The sequence below is a fragment of the Desertivirga arenae genome, from assembly GCF_017355785.1.
Lineage (GTDB): Bacteria > Bacteroidota > Bacteroidia > Sphingobacteriales > Sphingobacteriaceae > Desertivirga > Desertivirga arenae.
Genome location: NZ_JAFEWE010000007.1, coordinates 1 through 15,714, shown reverse-complemented (window position 1 = coordinate 15,714; position 15,714 = coordinate 1). Strand labels below are relative to the sequence as shown.

General features: G+C 38.3%; 20 protein-coding genes. 4 read left to right on the top strand and 16 right to left on the bottom strand.

All coding sequences use genetic code 11. The annotated features are described in order from the left end of the window. Window positions 1-5 precede the first annotated feature (5 nt). Window positions 6-1,313, top strand: a complete 1,308-nt coding sequence (locus tag J4N24_RS14875) for a sugar MFS transporter (RefSeq protein ID WP_207534497.1) — start codon at window positions 6-8, stop codon at window positions 1,311-1,313. A gap of 316 nt (window positions 1,314-1,629) precedes the next feature. Here the strand turns inward: J4N24_RS14875 and J4N24_RS14870 are convergent, their stop codons facing one another. The 3 genes from J4N24_RS14870 to J4N24_RS14860 all read right to left on the bottom strand — a co-directional run bounded on the left by J4N24_RS14870 (window position 1,630) and on the right by J4N24_RS14860 (window position 6,054). Then, a complete protein-coding gene (locus J4N24_RS14870) occupies window positions 1,630-3,642 on the bottom strand; it encodes a hypothetical protein (protein WP_207534496.1) in 2,013 nt (670 codons plus the stop codon). A gap of 75 nt (window positions 3,643-3,717) precedes the next feature. Continuing rightward, on the bottom strand, window positions 3,718-4,749 hold the full coding sequence (gene galE / locus J4N24_RS14865) for a UDP-glucose 4-epimerase GalE (RefSeq protein ID WP_207534661.1): 1,032 nt from the start codon (window positions 4,747-4,749) through the stop codon (window positions 3,718-3,720). A gap of 213 nt (window positions 4,750-4,962) precedes the next feature. Further along, window positions 4,963-6,054 carry a substrate-binding domain-containing protein gene (locus J4N24_RS14860; RefSeq protein WP_207534495.1) on the bottom strand — a complete coding sequence of 364 codons (1,092 nt, stop codon included), beginning with the start codon at window positions 6,052-6,054 and terminating at the stop codon, window positions 4,963-4,965. A 602-nt stretch (window positions 6,055-6,656) separates the two neighbouring features. Between J4N24_RS14860 and J4N24_RS14855 the strand changes: the two genes are divergently transcribed. Next, a complete protein-coding gene (locus J4N24_RS14855) occupies window positions 6,657-6,863 on the top strand; it encodes an ester cyclase (protein WP_207534494.1) in 207 nt (68 codons plus the stop codon). Window positions 6,864-6,936: 73 nt separating this feature from the next. Here J4N24_RS14855 and J4N24_RS14850 read toward each other — a convergent pair whose 3' ends face one another. Continuing rightward, on the bottom strand, window positions 6,937-7,797 hold the full coding sequence (locus tag J4N24_RS14850) for a helix-turn-helix domain-containing protein (protein ID WP_207534493.1): 861 nt from the start codon (window positions 7,795-7,797) through the stop codon (window positions 6,937-6,939). Between the two features lie 119 nt (window positions 7,798-7,916). Here J4N24_RS14850 and J4N24_RS14845 point away from each other — a divergent pair, with 119 nt between their 5' ends. Next, entirely contained in the window at window positions 7,917-8,567 is a 651-nt protein-coding gene (locus J4N24_RS14845; protein ID WP_207534492.1) for an HD domain-containing protein, read from the top strand. Between the two features lie 129 nt (window positions 8,568-8,696). Here J4N24_RS14845 and J4N24_RS25895 read toward each other — a convergent pair whose 3' ends face one another. From J4N24_RS25895 to J4N24_RS14825, 4 genes are all read right to left on the bottom strand, one after another. Continuing rightward, window positions 8,697-8,810: a hypothetical protein gene (locus tag J4N24_RS25895; RefSeq protein WP_369806235.1), complete on the bottom strand. Its 114-nt coding sequence runs from the start codon at window positions 8,808-8,810 to the stop codon at window positions 8,697-8,699. A 59-nt stretch (window positions 8,811-8,869) separates the two neighbouring features. Then, window positions 8,870-9,295 (bottom strand): hypothetical protein, encoded by a 426-nt coding sequence (locus tag J4N24_RS14835; protein WP_207534491.1) that lies wholly within the window; start codon window positions 9,293-9,295, stop codon window positions 8,870-8,872. Window positions 9,296-9,486: 191 nt separating this feature from the next. Further along, the gene (locus J4N24_RS14830; protein ID WP_207534490.1) at window positions 9,487-10,113 is read right to left on the bottom strand and encodes a TetR/AcrR family transcriptional regulator; all 627 of its coding nucleotides are present in this window, start codon (window positions 10,111-10,113) and stop codon (window positions 9,487-9,489) included. Between the two features lie 234 nt (window positions 10,114-10,347). Beyond that, window positions 10,348-10,707 (bottom strand): hypothetical protein, encoded by a 360-nt coding sequence (locus J4N24_RS14825; protein WP_207534489.1) that lies wholly within the window; start codon window positions 10,705-10,707, stop codon window positions 10,348-10,350. Between the two features lie 422 nt (window positions 10,708-11,129). Between J4N24_RS14825 and J4N24_RS14820 the strand changes: the two genes are divergently transcribed. Further along, window positions 11,130-11,756 carry a hypothetical protein gene (locus J4N24_RS14820; RefSeq protein ID WP_207534488.1) on the top strand — a complete coding sequence of 209 codons (627 nt, stop codon included), beginning with the start codon at window positions 11,130-11,132 and terminating at the stop codon, window positions 11,754-11,756. 17 nt (window positions 11,757-11,773) lie between these two features. On the opposite strand, the gene J4N24_RS14815 is transcribed toward J4N24_RS14820, so the two are convergent. The 8 genes from J4N24_RS14815 to J4N24_RS14785 all read right to left on the bottom strand — a co-directional run bounded on the left by J4N24_RS14815 (window position 11,774) and on the right by J4N24_RS14785 (window position 15,603). Continuing rightward, window positions 11,774-12,253: a Riean_0653 family protein gene (locus J4N24_RS14815; protein ID WP_207534487.1), complete on the bottom strand. Its 480-nt coding sequence runs from the start codon at window positions 12,251-12,253 to the stop codon at window positions 11,774-11,776. 94 nt (window positions 12,254-12,347) lie between these two features. Continuing rightward, window positions 12,348-13,073, bottom strand: a complete 726-nt coding sequence (locus tag J4N24_RS14810) for a hypothetical protein (protein WP_207534486.1) — start codon at window positions 13,071-13,073, stop codon at window positions 12,348-12,350. A 7-nt stretch (window positions 13,074-13,080) separates the two neighbouring features. After that, entirely contained in the window at window positions 13,081-13,401 is a 321-nt protein-coding gene (locus tag J4N24_RS14805; protein WP_207534485.1) for a hypothetical protein, read from the bottom strand. Between the two features lie 156 nt (window positions 13,402-13,557). Then, on the bottom strand, window positions 13,558-14,022 hold the full coding sequence (locus tag J4N24_RS14800; RefSeq protein WP_207534484.1) for a hypothetical protein: 465 nt from the start codon (window positions 14,020-14,022) through the stop codon (window positions 13,558-13,560). A gap of 79 nt (window positions 14,023-14,101) precedes the next feature. Continuing rightward, complete coding sequence (locus J4N24_RS14795; protein WP_501981603.1) at window positions 14,102-14,317, bottom strand: hypothetical protein; 216 nt, start codon at window positions 14,315-14,317, stop codon at window positions 14,102-14,104. 88 nt (window positions 14,318-14,405) lie between these two features. Further along, the gene (locus tag J4N24_RS14790; RefSeq protein ID WP_207534482.1) at window positions 14,406-14,927 is read right to left on the bottom strand and encodes a hypothetical protein; all 522 of its coding nucleotides are present in this window, start codon (window positions 14,925-14,927) and stop codon (window positions 14,406-14,408) included. 3 nt (window positions 14,928-14,930) lie between these two features. Beyond that, window positions 14,931-15,065: a hypothetical protein gene (locus tag J4N24_RS25735; protein ID WP_256439379.1), complete on the bottom strand. Its 135-nt coding sequence runs from the start codon at window positions 15,063-15,065 to the stop codon at window positions 14,931-14,933. A gap of 235 nt (window positions 15,066-15,300) precedes the next feature. Next, window positions 15,301-15,603, bottom strand: a complete 303-nt coding sequence (locus J4N24_RS14785; RefSeq protein ID WP_207534481.1) for a hypothetical protein — start codon at window positions 15,601-15,603, stop codon at window positions 15,301-15,303. Window positions 15,604-15,714 lie beyond the last annotated feature (111 nt).

The window sequence follows — 15,714 nt, the reverse complement described above, 5'->3', positions numbered from 1 at the left end:
ACATCATGCAAAAAGAAAGTTCCTCTGTGGCTAGCCTGACTCCGCCAAAAGGCCTCAATCCTATTATTATCATCGGTATTTTATTCTTTGTATTTGGCTTTATTACATGGGTAAACGGAACATTAATTCCTTACTTGAAAATAGCGTGTGAGCTAAAGTCAGAAACGGAATCGTACCTGGTAGCTACAGCATTCTTCATAGCTTATACAGTAATGGCCTTGCCCTCTTCCTGGGTTTTAAATAAAATCGGTTACAAAAAAGGAATGGCAATAGGGTTGCTGGCGATGGCTGTGGGGGCTTTTGTATTTGTGCCCGCTGCAGAAACCAGAAGCTTTAATACATTTTTAACAGGATTGTTTATTATAGGAACAGGCCTAGCCCTTCTGCAGACTGCCTCCAACCCTTATGCGGCAATTTTAGGCCCGCCAGAAAGTGCAGCAAAACGAATCAGCATTATGGGAATCTGTAATAAGGTAGCCGGTATTATTGCCGGTCTAATTTTCGGATATATAGCTTTAAAAGATTCTGATGGGATAGAGCAGCGGCTTGCAAACATGTCTTTTTCAAGCAGGCAAGCAACTCTTGACGCATTAGCGTCCAGGGTTACTATTCCCTACATCATCATCGGGATTTCCTTACTTGCCCTTGCTTTTGCAGTATTGAGATCATCTCTTCCTGATATAAATGAAGATGAAGATGACCAGTCGCGCACGAGTAGTCACAGCTCGACTACCAAAAGAAGCATATTCAGCTTTTCGAACCTGATGCTGGGAGTTGTAGCCCTATTTTTATATGTAGGTGTGGAAGTAATGGCAGGAGACACAATCATAAGCTATGGAAAAGCTCTCGGCATTCCCTTATCAACAGCCAGGTTCTTTACGCAAGGAACTCTTGCTTTTATGCTTATGGGGTATGTTATTGGGATCATCACCATTCCTAAATACATCTCCCAACAGACCGCTCTAAAAATCTGTGCTATCACTGGTGTATTATTTAGCTTAGGTACCGCCCTTACAAGCGGTTATGCGTCAATAATTTTTCTCGCGCTTTTAGGCTTGTCAAATTCTCTTATGTGGCCAGCTATATTTCCGCTGGCAATACGAGGCCTGGGAGTACATACAAAAACTGGTTCTGCTATGTTGGTGATGGCAATAGCAGGCGGGGCAATATTACCTTTGGCATACGGTGCTTGTGCTCAATACTTGCAAACTATGTTCAACTATAGTACTGCTTTTTCAAGAGCATACCTTATTATGGTGCCCTGCTACTTGTTTATCTGGTATTTTTCGGTTAGCCAGAAGTCGGTCAGGTAGGTTTTTATGAATAAGACAAAGCTTTAGAGAGCAGAAATCTTTAGCTAAAATTTATAAGTAAGTTTTAAAGGGATGAAAAGGAGATAGCTTTTCATCCCTTTAATTTTTAAAGTCCTAGCTGTCGTCGAGGTTTGAAGCTCCCATCTAACATTCACTCTATCCGGTCCACTACCGTATGCCTAATTAAAACATACACCAACCGGCAGATATAATTGAAAATTTAGAAGCAATTACGACCCTAATTAACAAACAGACAACAAAAAAACGGGTAAGAATGATATACCCCCTTACCCGTTCTGAATATAAAAGAATAACCCTAGTTTTTTTTTCCGTCAAGTACTTTTACTTCGTAAGGTTCTAATACTATCGTTATAACTTTACCAGAATATACTTTATCTGCCTTTTCAGCCCTGGCATTGTAGAAGCTATATTCACTTTCTAATCCTGTAGGGAGTTCAAATGCTTCCTGCACGTTCAGCTTATATTCTTTTCGTACTGACGAAGGATTTCTAAGAGTAAGTACTCCCCTGTTATTGTCCCATCCTGCAAAGCCATAAATATCCCCTTTATCAGGATCTCCTCCTACCCAATGTACATCTCTCAAAATATCTTTATGAGCTACTGACCAGCTTGCCGCATCTCGAAGACAATCCCAGGTACGGGTATTTAATTTGTGAGGATTAACATAAAGTTCTTGTAAACTAGTACCGGTACCGAAGAAAGACCAGATTTCATCTTCAATGTTCTTGTCATCCAATTCCAGGGTGCCTGGAAGGCCATGATCTGCGATACAAATTCCATGGTTCATCAGCGAATTCAGTGGGTAAAGCGGAGCACGTTTGACAACATTTTTAAAAACCTGCGCATCTCTGTAAGTCATCCATTGCTGCCTTTTAGTTCCGGTGCCGCTTACACCGGTATCATCGCCTGCGCGCCATATCGCATCTCCATAGTTCAACCAATAAACAGAGGGCCAGGTGCCAACGGTAAGACTGAAATATAGATCTGGTTTTACAGAGCGCATATCCGTAATCAGGGTTAACAATGCCTCAATATCACTTTGAAAGGAGATACTCGCTCCACTAGCACCGTTCCCAGCTCCAACGCCATCGAACTTGAACATTTCTACACTATAATCTTTAATAAACATGTCCGTTACGGATTTGAACCTTGTTCGATATACAGGGCCCGATAGTGAGAAGCCGTTTGCGTTCGTTTCAAACGGAGGAGATTGTTTCTTCCCGTAATCCAATCGCTGCTGTTTCGGCTCATCATAACCACCCCAGGGAGAAACCCAAACGCCGATGCCTGCCCCGTACTTTTGAGCCAGGTTCTTTACATTTTTAAATCCGGCAGGGAAGCCAGAATTAAACTGCCAGAGGGTTCGGTTATCATCCCAGCCGTCATCAAATAAATAAGCGTTCAACTTAACCTTTCTTTTCTGCACAAGGCTGTCACCAAACATTTTTATGCGGTCAAGACATACACTATCGTTAAGTTTCAGAGTAGCATAAGAAATATCGAACCAGGAATTGTAGTGGAGTTTCTGCCTGTAAGGCTGCGCCCTCTCACGTTCTACGTAATATAAAAAACCTCTTCTTAACTGGCCTGTAGGAACTACACCTAAAACTGATGATACCGTAATAGTTTGCCCTTTTACCAAAGGATTTAAACGAGGTAGAGAGGCGGCGATCGAAGAACGGGTTTGATTCACCTGACTCATAGGATGCTCCAGTGCAAAAAACATATTGTTATGAACCAGAGGTGAACCATCCACCGTTCCAACTTTCTTCACTCCTATTGCCACAGGCAGCTTCAGCATTTGAATATCCTTTATTGAAGCTTGAGTTGGGGTACTTAAAGTAATTTTCTGTCTTACATAGTTAGCGTTATTGGTCAACATGGCTTCCCAAACCACCTTTATACCGGTTTGGGGTTCTTCCATCTCAGCAATAAGTTTTTTACCGTTCAGACTGGCAGCGTAAGCAGTACTTTGAATATTCGAGTTAACATCAGCTTGCCGAACCTTTCCTTTCAGCACGAAGGAGTTTGACGATAAGATTTTACTATTGTCTAAGGTGAGTTGAAAAAGGGAAGTATTCAGGGTAAGACTTTCTCCTCTTCCTTTGTCCTCAAATCTGGATAAATCAAGCCGGTTTCCCGTGAGGCGAAATTGAATATTTAGGGCCGCATTGCCTAAACTTAAGGTCTTATCTGATATTTTAACTATTGGTTTTCCAGGGCTTGTTGCCGGATATGTTAGTTGAGCTTTTGCAGGGATATTTAATCCTGCAATTAGTAAAAGTCCGCAAAGGAGATGTCTCTTCATGCTATTATAATTTGGTTATTAATCTCCCTGGCTACTATCATAGGGATTGTAATAAAAGGAGACTCGTAAGAATAATTAGTTGAATTTCTTATTGGATATATAATTTTCCCATGCCCAGGCAGATCTCATCATTTCCGGCAACCCTAACTGCGCTTCCCAATTTAACTCCGAGCTTGCCTTCGCAACATCTCCCCAAACCTGCTCAATATCTCCCTGCCTACGTGGACCGATTACATAATTAAGCTTTACCCCTGTTGCAGCTTCAAATGTTGTTATCGCTTCTAATACTGAGCTTCCCTTGCCTGTTCCAACGTTAAAAACTTCATACTTGCTCATCATTTTATCCTGCTCTTGTCTTTTCAAAGCTGCAATATGAGCCTTGGCCAAGTCAACTACATGAATATAGTCGCGGATACAACTTCCATCCGGTGTATTGTAATCGTCACCAAATACCGTAATCGGGCCCCGTTTTCCAATAGCGCTCTGAGTAATAAAAGGAACTAAATTCTGGGGAACTCCAATAGGAAGTTCACCGATTAAAGCTGATTCGTGAGCTCCAACAGGATTAAAATATCTAAGGGAAATTATATTGTAGTTTGTATTTGCGGCTGCCACTTCTGCCAATATCTCTTCAGCAACCTGCTTGGTATTTCCATAGGGAGATTCTGCTTTTTGGACCGGAGCATTTTCTGTTACCGGCAATTGAGTAGGCTGACCGTAGACGGTGCAGGAAGATGAAAAAACAAAGTTCACCTTTCTTCCTTCAAATGCCGTTAGAAGATTAAGTATGGAAAAAAAATTATTACGATAGTATTTCAAGGGGTTTTGAACAGATTCCCCTACGGCTTTGTGGGCTGCAAAATGGATAACTCCGGAGATAGAAGGGTTATCTTTCACGAATTGGGCTACTTTGGCTTCCTCACACAGGTCAAGCTCACGAAACTCCGGTTTTTGACCAGCAATTTCAAAGATCTGATCAAGTATAGAAATACTTGAGTTATTAAGGTTATCTACAATTACTACATCATATCCGGCGTTCATCAGCTCTACTACTGTGTGCGAACCGATATATCCTACTCCGCCTGTAACTAATAATCTTTTTTTCATCATGCTTATTTTCTAAGGCTTCACCTTTTTAATATCATCAGGAATTAGCGATCACCAAGGTATTACCATCCCCGCTCAAACCGCCATATAAAGATAGCGTGCGCGCACACACAAAAGCAAATAAAAAATGAATAATAGGAAAAGGGCGTTGGTTTTTAAGGAACAACGCTCGTAAAACAGCAGAATAATAAGCTAAGTAGCAGGAATAATAGATTAAATGAAGCCCAGATAAGCAGACTCATCTTCGTCATCCAGGAAATAATTTACATTTTCCTTCGTAATAATATCCAGGGGAAGATATTTCAGCTTCTGAACATCTTTTTTAAATACAAGGTGATTCGCAAGATGTTGTATTCCCCAATAGCCTTGTCCTTTAGGATTTTGATTTATCAGAAAACTAATCTCACCAGTGTTCAGGAAGTGAACATTTTTTGGAAGCAGATCGTATCCAACTATTTTGATATTCTTTATTCGCCTTTGTTTAAGGTAGGACGCAATTTCAAAAGCTTTGGAGGTGGTCACAAAGATACCCTCTAAATCGCTTATGTTTTCGATGGCATCTTCCAGTTGTTTAATAAAAGAGGAAAAGTTTGAGCTGTTAAGTTCTATCTTATCCAATCGATACTTCTGCCCTATCTGCCCTTGCGCAAAGTAATTTCTAAACCCTTGCTCCTTCTTCTTAAGGTGGGCTGCATTGCTTATATCTTCATCAAAATGAGCAATAAGTATAGAACAGGGATTGGGTAAACCGTAATGCATCAATTTACCTGCTAACAAGCCGCTCTGGTAAGAATCCTGACCTATGTAACTTAGTGGTTCGTAATCAGCTATTTGAGTGTTAAATAGCACAAAGGGTATTTTATCCGACTTCCATTTCTCAAGAAAAGGAAGAACCTCCCGATAGAATATAGGAGACAATAAAACGCCGTCTACCTGTTGTTCTGTCACCAGATTTGCTTGTTCAATAAAAGAATTTACATCGTAGGGATTAAATAGAAATTCGGTTACCTGAACTCCGAACTGTTTAACTTCCTTGCTAGCCTTTAGTACTCCGATTCTAGGAGCGTGCCAGTAAGAATCGAACTGTTCATCGGGGATTAATGTAGCAAACCTGAACACTTTATTGGAGCCCAAAGCCCTAGCCATCAGATTAGGTTCGTAGTCCATCTCCTTTATTATTTTCAGGATCTTTTCTTTGACCTTCTCGGATACTCTTCCCCGGTTATGCAATACACGATCAACTGTTCCAGCGGAAACATTCGCTTTACTCGCAATATCTTTTATGCGGACGTTCTTATCCTTCATTTTCTGACCTAAAATACAAATAAAAGCATTTTTAAAATACGAGGCTTCCTATGGATCCAGATAATTAAACTTTGCCGAGGCTGGCTGATAAAAACGTTTTCATAATTCCTTCTCTGATATTCATATCTTTTTAAGTCATACAATAACAACGCAAGGGATTGTACACTCATCAACGTCATACTTAGGTAAATCAACCATGGCTCGAAATAGCCCTCGTTCTATGAATATATATAGTTATCGGGTGCCTAATTAAATACCTCTTACATCAAAGCTTCCCAAACCTCTCCTTCAACTCGATACTGTTCCTGTCAGACCAGGGCTCGTCGTTTTTAAAGTAACTTTTTTTGATACCATAACTTCTTCAACAGGAAGAAATATACACCCAATTGTGCTGTTTTGCACAATAAATATTTGCGGTAAAATTACGATCATGGGGACGGTACCTATTCCTGATTCTTTTTTAAAGACCCCCCCCATTAATAGAGGTGTCGATTTCGTACCTTATGTATCGGAAACGGCGGTTATTAAAGGCAGGGCAACACTGAACAGACACATGATCAGTCTGATCACTGAAGGGGAAAAAGTAATGTTGGGATCAAAGAATGCTGGCCGAAGGCGACAAGGTAGTTTCCAGGAAAGAAATCTCTGCAACTCATACCGGGGAACTAATGGGCATTCCCGCCACAGGCAAAACTATCACTTTAAAAGTGATCGATATCCTTGCACTGGAGAATGGCAAAATCTGCGATCACTGGGGTGAGAATAATTTTGTATCTAAAGAACCGAAGCCTAATCTAGGAACTCGCTGAGATCAGATAAAACACAAGTGGCACGTTGCAAAACAACCGATAAACCTATTGACTTAGCTGCCAGACCTATTTCTTAAACATTAACGCCAATATTCAGAAATTGATCGCGGTAACTCGCCGGCGAGAATTTTGTATTCTTCTTAAAGAAATGGCTGAACTGTTCGGGGGAATTGAAATTGAGCTCATAGGCTAGTTCTTTTACCGGAATGGAGCTGAATTGCAGTGAACGTTTGGCTTCTGCAACCAGTTGTCCGTTTATGATCTCTTTAGCGCTTTTGTTACTGCATCGCCTGCACAAATCGCTCAAACGCCGGGCAGTAATTCCCATCAGCTTAGCGTAATCACTTACCTCCCGGTAGCTTTTGAAGTGCGAAGTAAGTATTTCCATAAATTGCCGGTACAAGATATAATCCTGACTATCAAACATCGTTTCATCCGTTAACTTTATATTCGCCAGCTTTATCATAATAATTTTGAGGTAGGCGGCCAGAGCATCCATCTGATTATTATAAGGAGCCTGTTCAAATTCTTCAAGCATCGCCTTAAACAGCGAAGAAAGCTCCCGCAGTTCCGTATCACTAAGTTGGAGTTTCTGGTTAGCAGCCGCATTATTAAAAAGTACTGCTTTGCAATTGCTGGCACTAGAAGGGGCTTTTTCCCAAAAACAATCCCCAAAGCATAAAAGATATCCAGTAACAACCGATGCTTGTTTAAAAACATATAGCTGCCCCTTTGCCAGTAGAAATGCGGTATTGCTTGAAACTTCGAAGGAATGATCATCAACAGTCAGCGTGCCGGAACCATTCTCGATTAGGAGAACACGGTTGTAAATAAGCCGGTTTGCGAAATCTGTATCCAAGCCAGCCTTATCCAAGCGACAAATGGAAAATGAATCCTTGATAGCTGTTTCTACAAAAATTTTTGACGCCCCCATAATCGAAGAAATTTAAAGGTAAAAATTTCGCCTGTCAATATTGACATGTGAAAGGCCATTATTGATATTCTCTGCCGATACCAGCAAAACTAATTTTGACCTAATAAAAATTTTACGTTATGTCAGTTAATCGTCTCAAATCAGTAGCTGGAATCCTTATTCCAGATAGTACCATTGCAAGTCAGGCAACCGAGCTTTTGCTTGAACACGGTACAGAATTTATCTTTAACCACTCACTGCGGGTTTTTCTGTTCTCCTCACTGAATGCGAAACGGAATGATCTCGAGCACGACAGCGAGCTACTTTATGTCGCCTCTGTGTTCCATGACCTTGGCCTGGTACCGCAGTACAGCAGTCCTGACCTAAGGTTTGAAGTCGCCGGCGCAAATGCAGCCCGTGATTTTCTTAAGAGTCATGGAATAGCAAAAGATAAGCTGCAGTTGGTATGGGATACTATCGCCCTGCACACTACTATTGGTATCGCTGAGCACAAAGAGAATGAAGTTGCATTAATGTATAGTGGAGTCGGGCTCGACGTAATGGGAGAAGGATACGAAAATTTAAGTGCAGCAAACCGGGAGGAGATCATTTCTTACTTCCCGCGTAATGACTTCAAAAAGAAAATCATTCCAACTTTTTTTGGCGGATTCGAACATAAAACCGAAACAACTTTCGGGAACATCAAGGCCGACGTCTGCGCCTACATGATACCGAACTTCCATAGAAAGAACTTCTGCGATTGCATCCTCCATTCACCCTGGTCAGAGTAAAAAATAATAGGTGAAGCTTTAAAAGTTCAAAGCCAGGCTTAGATTAGCCAGGCTTCCTATTTTAATATGGAGAGTAACAAACCGAAATAATCGTCTCCGTCTAATCGTTTATTTTTACAGACCACCTATTTATTTGACCCCTCTGGTAACATATTGTAAAAAAGGGGATAGGTATGGTGATTTATAGGCCTCGATACTTTTAGGTAAAGTTAAACTGATAGCTGGTTTCGAGTTGTCTTCTATCCATGTCTGATGATACTGATATTCAAATGTGCCATCATCATGCTGGGTTAAAATGCTTTTTAAAACTCAAACAAAACATCCTTCTCTTCATCGTGCCACCACAAAACTCCATCTCGCTTAATATATCGTATAAAACCGTCCCCAAACCAGATCTTATTGTCTTTTCGAGTTCTAGAAAAACAAAAGGCCAGGGTATAAAACACTATAGCATTTACCCCTGGCATCTCCATTACTCTCGTTAAGACCTTGAGCTCTTTCAGGTTCTTCTGCTTCTGTTCTTCCAACATTAGAATCTTTTCGACATCGTCCATCTCAGGTTCCATATAATTACTCATCCCTTTAACGTAATCTGTAGCCATATGCAGTGCCAACTCTTTCAATTCCTCATCTGTAGGCTCCCGCCAAAAAGCCTTGACGTATTGCTCAGCCTCAAGATCTGATAAAATAGTATCGACAAAATTTCCATTTTCGGGTAGGTTGTCCATGTTCCAAAGGTTTAAATAATAGAAGCTTAATTTAAAGGCTAAACAGAACAAGAAAAATGATTTAAAACACAAAAGCCGAACTTAATTAGAACGGCTTTCATCTATCATCTCTCCTAATTAAAGATATATCTCGACCTATTATAGCGACTATTAGCTGAGCTTTGCATCGCTTACTCTAAGACTAGATTTGGTCAATTAACTAATTCCGGACTTTGTGAAAACGCTCCTTCTATTACTAAATCAATTGTTTTTATTAATTGCTGCCGATGTTCTGGCGTCTGGCTGTCGGGATCAAAACCAAGAATACTATGAGGAGCTCCTGGAAGGCTGAAGTAATCTATTGAGCCAAATAGTATAGCCATAGCAACTCCAATTCCACAATCCGAATTTGGAAAAAATGGGTTTACAATGTTCAGCAGCATGGATAATGCTTTTTCTCTCGTCTCATCAACAATACTAAATAAGGGGTCATTAGTACGTAACTGTTCCTGAAGAATGTCGCGCCATTCTTCACTTTCAAAAATAAAATTGACCCGTTCAACCATCAATGATCTCACGAATTCCTTTACCTCTTTGCTTGAGTTAATATTGAATTCAGGCTTACTCAATTTTCCAAGTTGCTTAAACCAGAAATCCTGACTTTGGATATATGCCATTTTAAGCTCATCCAAGTCATCAAAACAAGTTTTAAAAGCTGAATCACTAACGTTTGCCTCCGCTAACAGCATCGCAACCGTTAATTTCTTCCAACCAAACTTTTTAATTAGAGTCCTTGCAGCCTCCAAGATCGTTTTTTTCGCAATTTCTTGATTAACCATTGTCTTAATTTTTGTTTTTATTAAATTTAGACAGTCATGAAAGAAAAAAATAGGACCTAAATCACTTTTTTGTAATTATTTTAACAAAAAAAATAAATATTAAATACAAAGAACACCACAAGTTATCTCAGAGATCAAATAAATATAAGCCATTTAGTACATCTCATAGGTATATGAGAAAAAAGAAGCACAGACATGTAGAGGAAGAACTATTAAATGCCTACCTCAAACACACTATCTACAATTATCTGAAATTCGAAAGTACATCCATGAAGAATAATTAGAGCAGCAATCAGCGTTAAATTTCTGCATAGGTATACAGACTCTAACCTTATAATTCCCCGCGACAGTCAGGTCATATAACATCCCAAAGTCTAATTCTTGCTTCGATTTATCTCCAGGTTTCAAAGACGTTAATTTTCTATCTCCAACCATATAGTCGACATCTATATCTTGAAGCTGCAATTTCTCATACCTACCAGCTTTGTTTTGTTTTTGAATCTCAACAACTGCTTCTGCGTCGCCATCATAGGTAGATTGTTGCCATTCAGCAGGAATTGTTGCAACCTTGCTTCCACGATTAAAATGTGTCATTCTAATCCATTTGTAATCTGTAGTAGAATAACACTTTTCACCTAACTCAAAGATGGTCTCTACTTTACAGGGCTTGGTAACTTGAAGAAAAAAGTTTATCAGAAATACTAAGAGTATTGATAAGATTTTCATGTGAGTTGATCTTTAATAAGTATGGCACTACTATTCATGATATTTAAGATTAAAACGACCTTCACTTAATATAACCTTTTTACCATCATTTTGGCCTCTTGCATTAAATTGAACAGAGATGCTTAACTTTTTAATAATTGCTGACATCGGCTTTGATTTTGAAGCACATAAGTATAAGAAAAAGCAGCGATAACCCAAGATTATACTTATGCAATTGGGAAATTCTGCCCTTGATTTTCGCATCGCTCCATAAAGTTCTTACCTTGTTTGGTAAAACCAAAATCTGGCCTATGAACATTTTTGGAAGGATCTTCTCCAGTATAAAATCTTCAGAAAGGGAACGAGAGGAAAACGCTGTCGGGGAGGAAAAAGAAGCATTTACGCAGTCTGAAATTAATCCAGATATTCCCCAGAAGACTAGGGCTCCGCGATCGCATGTTGGTTATGTAGAATTCACTTTTGCCGCCTGCCTGCCGGAACTTTTGAATATTGAAGACAGTGATTGGGAAACCGATTTTAATGGGAATGAGATTTTCGACACCCTCGCGCTTCTTAGCATTACTGCAGACAGGGAGCTTTTAATAAAGCAATTTGAAGATCTCCACAATTCGGATGTAGAGGTTTTTCATAGTGCGAATGATATTCAGGTTTTTGCTTATTTTGATCTGGATAAGGATCCCACCGACCAGAACGACATGTTCCTATTTGGATTGCGTTGTGAAAAGAAAGATGAGGAATTAATCATCCAAAAACTCCTTGATATTTATAGAAAGTTAAAAACTACAGGCGCTTTTGAATTCCGAAAATATGGCCATACCCTATTCGACCATGTATTTTATTCGCATTACCATTTTTATGAAAACAATTACAACTCAAATAAGCGAAAGATAAATTTTCATAAATCTGGAAAGGAATAGAAAGGAAAAAACCATTACTATTCATGATATGCTAAATCAAAACGACCTTCACTTAAGACAACTTGCTTACCACCATTTTCTCCAGTGGCATTAAATCGCCCTGAAATAATACGCCGTTGCCGATCTATATTGGTAATGATTAGCTCTCCTTCTTTTAACAAATATTCTACCCCACCAATAGTGAATTCATTTGCAGCATCACTTAAATGATAGATTCCAGGTTTGGCTAAATTATCAATTCTCAACACAATGGATTCTTTATCTTTAAATGCGGCAAGACTTACTAGATTGTCAACTACAGAAGTAAATACTGCAGGGTAAATGGTTGAAGCTTCCGGGATCCATACTCTCCCATCTACCAAACATCCAAAAGTATTTTTACCTTCCTGCGTTTGGGCGGGTAGCTTATCTTTTTTTTCCACACTGCTTTTTTCACATTGGACATTGGTAAAAGCGAATGTTACGATCAAGAGCATCCAACTTTTTATTTTTTTCACTTGGCTGGTTTATTTCCTTAAAGGTTTAGCGGGCTATTAAAGTCCCTGATTCCAGAAATTGCATTTTTTCGTCCATTTACAACAAAGGACGTATCTATTTAAAAAGACAAAAAAGGAGCTTCCCCTCTTCGGCCTGTGAGAGTAAGGGTCTAATTAAACGAAACTCATTATCGATAGAATGAGCAGTATGGTTTCCTTCAGAAAGTATTGAAGCTAAAAGCTTTTTTTCACAAGCATAAAAGTCATAATGTAAATAATCATTTCCAATCAGGGATTCAATCGACACCGATGATTCATCAAACCGATTGATAATGTCTACCTTATAAAGTGTTTTACTTGTAGAGATATATTCTTCATTATAAAGTATCTCTCCAAACCTTCGCAATTGGTCTGAAAGTATTTCCCTGGAGAAATTAACTCTCTTTGAAAGGTACCATCCCTGGCTAAACAAGGTGGTTAATTTTCGAAAATAAAGAACCCTTATAAAAACTTCAGAAGACGGATCGAGGAATTCGTTACTTTCCAAATCCTTCAATGCAGATGAGAGAATTTCGTATGTATATTCAAAATCAGAATCTTCATTTTGAATAAAAGTCTGTTTATCACTTCCAAAAAAAAGACTGACAACTTCGTCAGGTTTAGCTACCAGTTCATTTCGATCTTGAGGAAGACTTTTTATCAAAAAAATTAAATCTTCCTTTTTTAAAGGTCTGAGCTCTTTGCCCTGATTAATTATATTACAAGCTTTATATTCATTGAAACTTTGGGGGATAATAAAATCAAAATCATATTGCGCCTCCCAGTCGATTATTTTATCCATCTTACTTTCACTTTAGAGATAAAATATTAGGACTAGCTATAGTAGCAATCAAAAAAGATACTGCTATTGGCAAAAAAAGAAATAGGATGATCAATAGATATAAGAATCGCTTTTTCCTGGATACAATGGCCGCAATGGAGAAGGAAATGAGGTATAAAAGGAAAATAGAAAAGGTTAGGAAACCCATACCCACAGAAGCTATTCCCCCTGCTGGGTTATTATCGTACTTTTCTGAATTAATCCAATACACCAGGTAAAGCCACCAGAGGATATAATAGATAAGAAACACTATCTCCGCATTACTTAACTTTTTAATAATTGCTGACATCGGCTTTGATTTTAAAGCATAAAAGTATAAGAAAAAGCAGCAATAACCCCAAATTATACTTGTGGCAATTGGGAAATTCTGCCTGTTGTAAGTAACTAAATGGCACTTATCCCCCGAATAGTACTCCATATTAAAAAACATAGCAAATGATTATTCCTATCCAGTTTTTTTGACAAAAATTTTCCTTCCGAATGATTTTAACTCAGCGAAAGCATCAAAGGAAATAAGGTCATCCGCAATGGTATACTCATTAAGCATCTTTTCAATGCCCACGTTTACAGGTGTAAACACTAGAGACTCGCGCAGGATAAGCAATTGATCTTTAACAATTTTCATCGTGCTGCTTCTTTCCGGGATACCGATCAACCTAGGAGGAATTGCAATTACTATTACAATTGGTTTAGGATCAGTCTTAAAGTAGACAAAAAGCTCCTTTGCTTTTTCCTGCTTAATTGTCTTATCATTTTGAAAAACAAGAGCATCCAGTTTTTCTCCAGCTTCATTCACAACTGAATAGTTTGCTTTCGGAAGTCTTTTGTAATAAGGCACCCTGTCCTGGCAAATACCCCTTACTGCTACCAGCACTGAAAAGCCTATTAAAATTAGAGCTTTGTGTTTCATAACTTGCATCATTTTCTTACATTAAAACTTCTTGCTGCCGCGAAGCTTTTGCCTATATTGATTCCCGTAGGCAGCTAGATTAATCTGAAGCCTCCCACAGTTTACCATACTCAATCTTCCTTATTGAATCAATGTAATTATTCAACTCCTTGCTGTTATAGAAATCCAGAGCTTTCATCAAGTATAACTTATCTGAGGGTTCGTAGGCCTTATATTCCTTCGCCGCCCATTTGTTTGCAATTCGTTGAAGACTTTCACTAGTATAATAGTTTATACCCAAATTAGATATCTGGATGTAGGATGATCCGTCTTTAGTAACTGGCGTTAGTATTTCACAATCACTGATTATATTTTTGGCGCTCGCTATCGGGACACTCCTTTATCTATCGGATTTTGGCATCTTTTGGGGCTAATAAATAAAGTTCACCTTTCTGGTCTAAAATAGTATCTGTTGATATAATAGAATTAGCTAGCTCATTTGTAAGTAAAACAATATTCCTTGAATCATTATAGGTAATATCCGGAAGATCCCGATATATAAAACGCCATATATTAGATCCTTCATCAAAATAACCAGATGAAATATGTCTTTTATTTAAGTAAAATGAAAGCATAATGAAGCGTCGTTTTTCAAAAGCAGTTAGATTTCCCAGAGCATCTCTATAATCAAAATTTAACAAACTATCGTTTACGTACAATTTACCATCTTTAATATTATAATTTATATTAAGAATATCACTTCTTTTAGGAAGCTTTATTAACAATGCTTTCATCATTAATAAAGAATCTTGTACATTCTTAATTTCATCTTCAAAAACAATCTTATTTCTTTCCGGAGGATTTTTATAACAGGAGTAGATAGATGAAAGAATTGTTACAAATGCAAAAAGTTTCCAAAATTTCATTTCCTAGTATTTAAACTTCATGTTATAACCCTTGATTATCATTTCATTATCACGTTTCTGATCAAACCATCCTTTGAAATTTGCTATACCTCCGTCCCATCTTGACACCTGATTTAAACCTGCCCCAAAAAGCGCCATATTTAAACTAATTGATTTATTCAAAGACCCTAAGATGCTCCAACGTTTTAAGGATATTGCCGTTTTGCCTGAACAAGAAAAAGAATTTCTCCTTACTACCGTTGACCACTTTATTAAAGCTAGTAAGATTAACCTAATATAAGATTCTTGAAAGCTTCTAAAACGAACAAAGCCCGATTCAATTAAGAAATTGGCTTTGTTCGTTTTAGATCTAGACTCTAATGAATGTATAAAACTATTTCAGAAGCTCTGCTATTCCACTAAAGGTTGGACTATTAAACACTTTTTGCTTTAATTCTTCAACATTCCAACTTGTCTCCCAAAACCTCTTTTTCTTTTCCAGCCTTTTAATGATTTCTTCTTTAAAATCATCCAATGACACACTTTGTATTTCTGGATCGTATTCAAAGTCAATAAGAATTTGTCGTCCTTTTAAAAGGGGATTTAATCCCCACAATCCAAGATACTTAACTTTAAAAGCTTTATTTATTTTATACTTATGCCCTAATCTATCTACTAGCTGTATTCGCCCGACCAAGCACGTCTTTTAAAGCTCCACTAATTTCTTAAAGTTTTGTGGATAGAGATCTCTGATATTCTTATGGTTGATCGTCATGATATTCTCCAAGGCGTATTTTAACCACTGGTA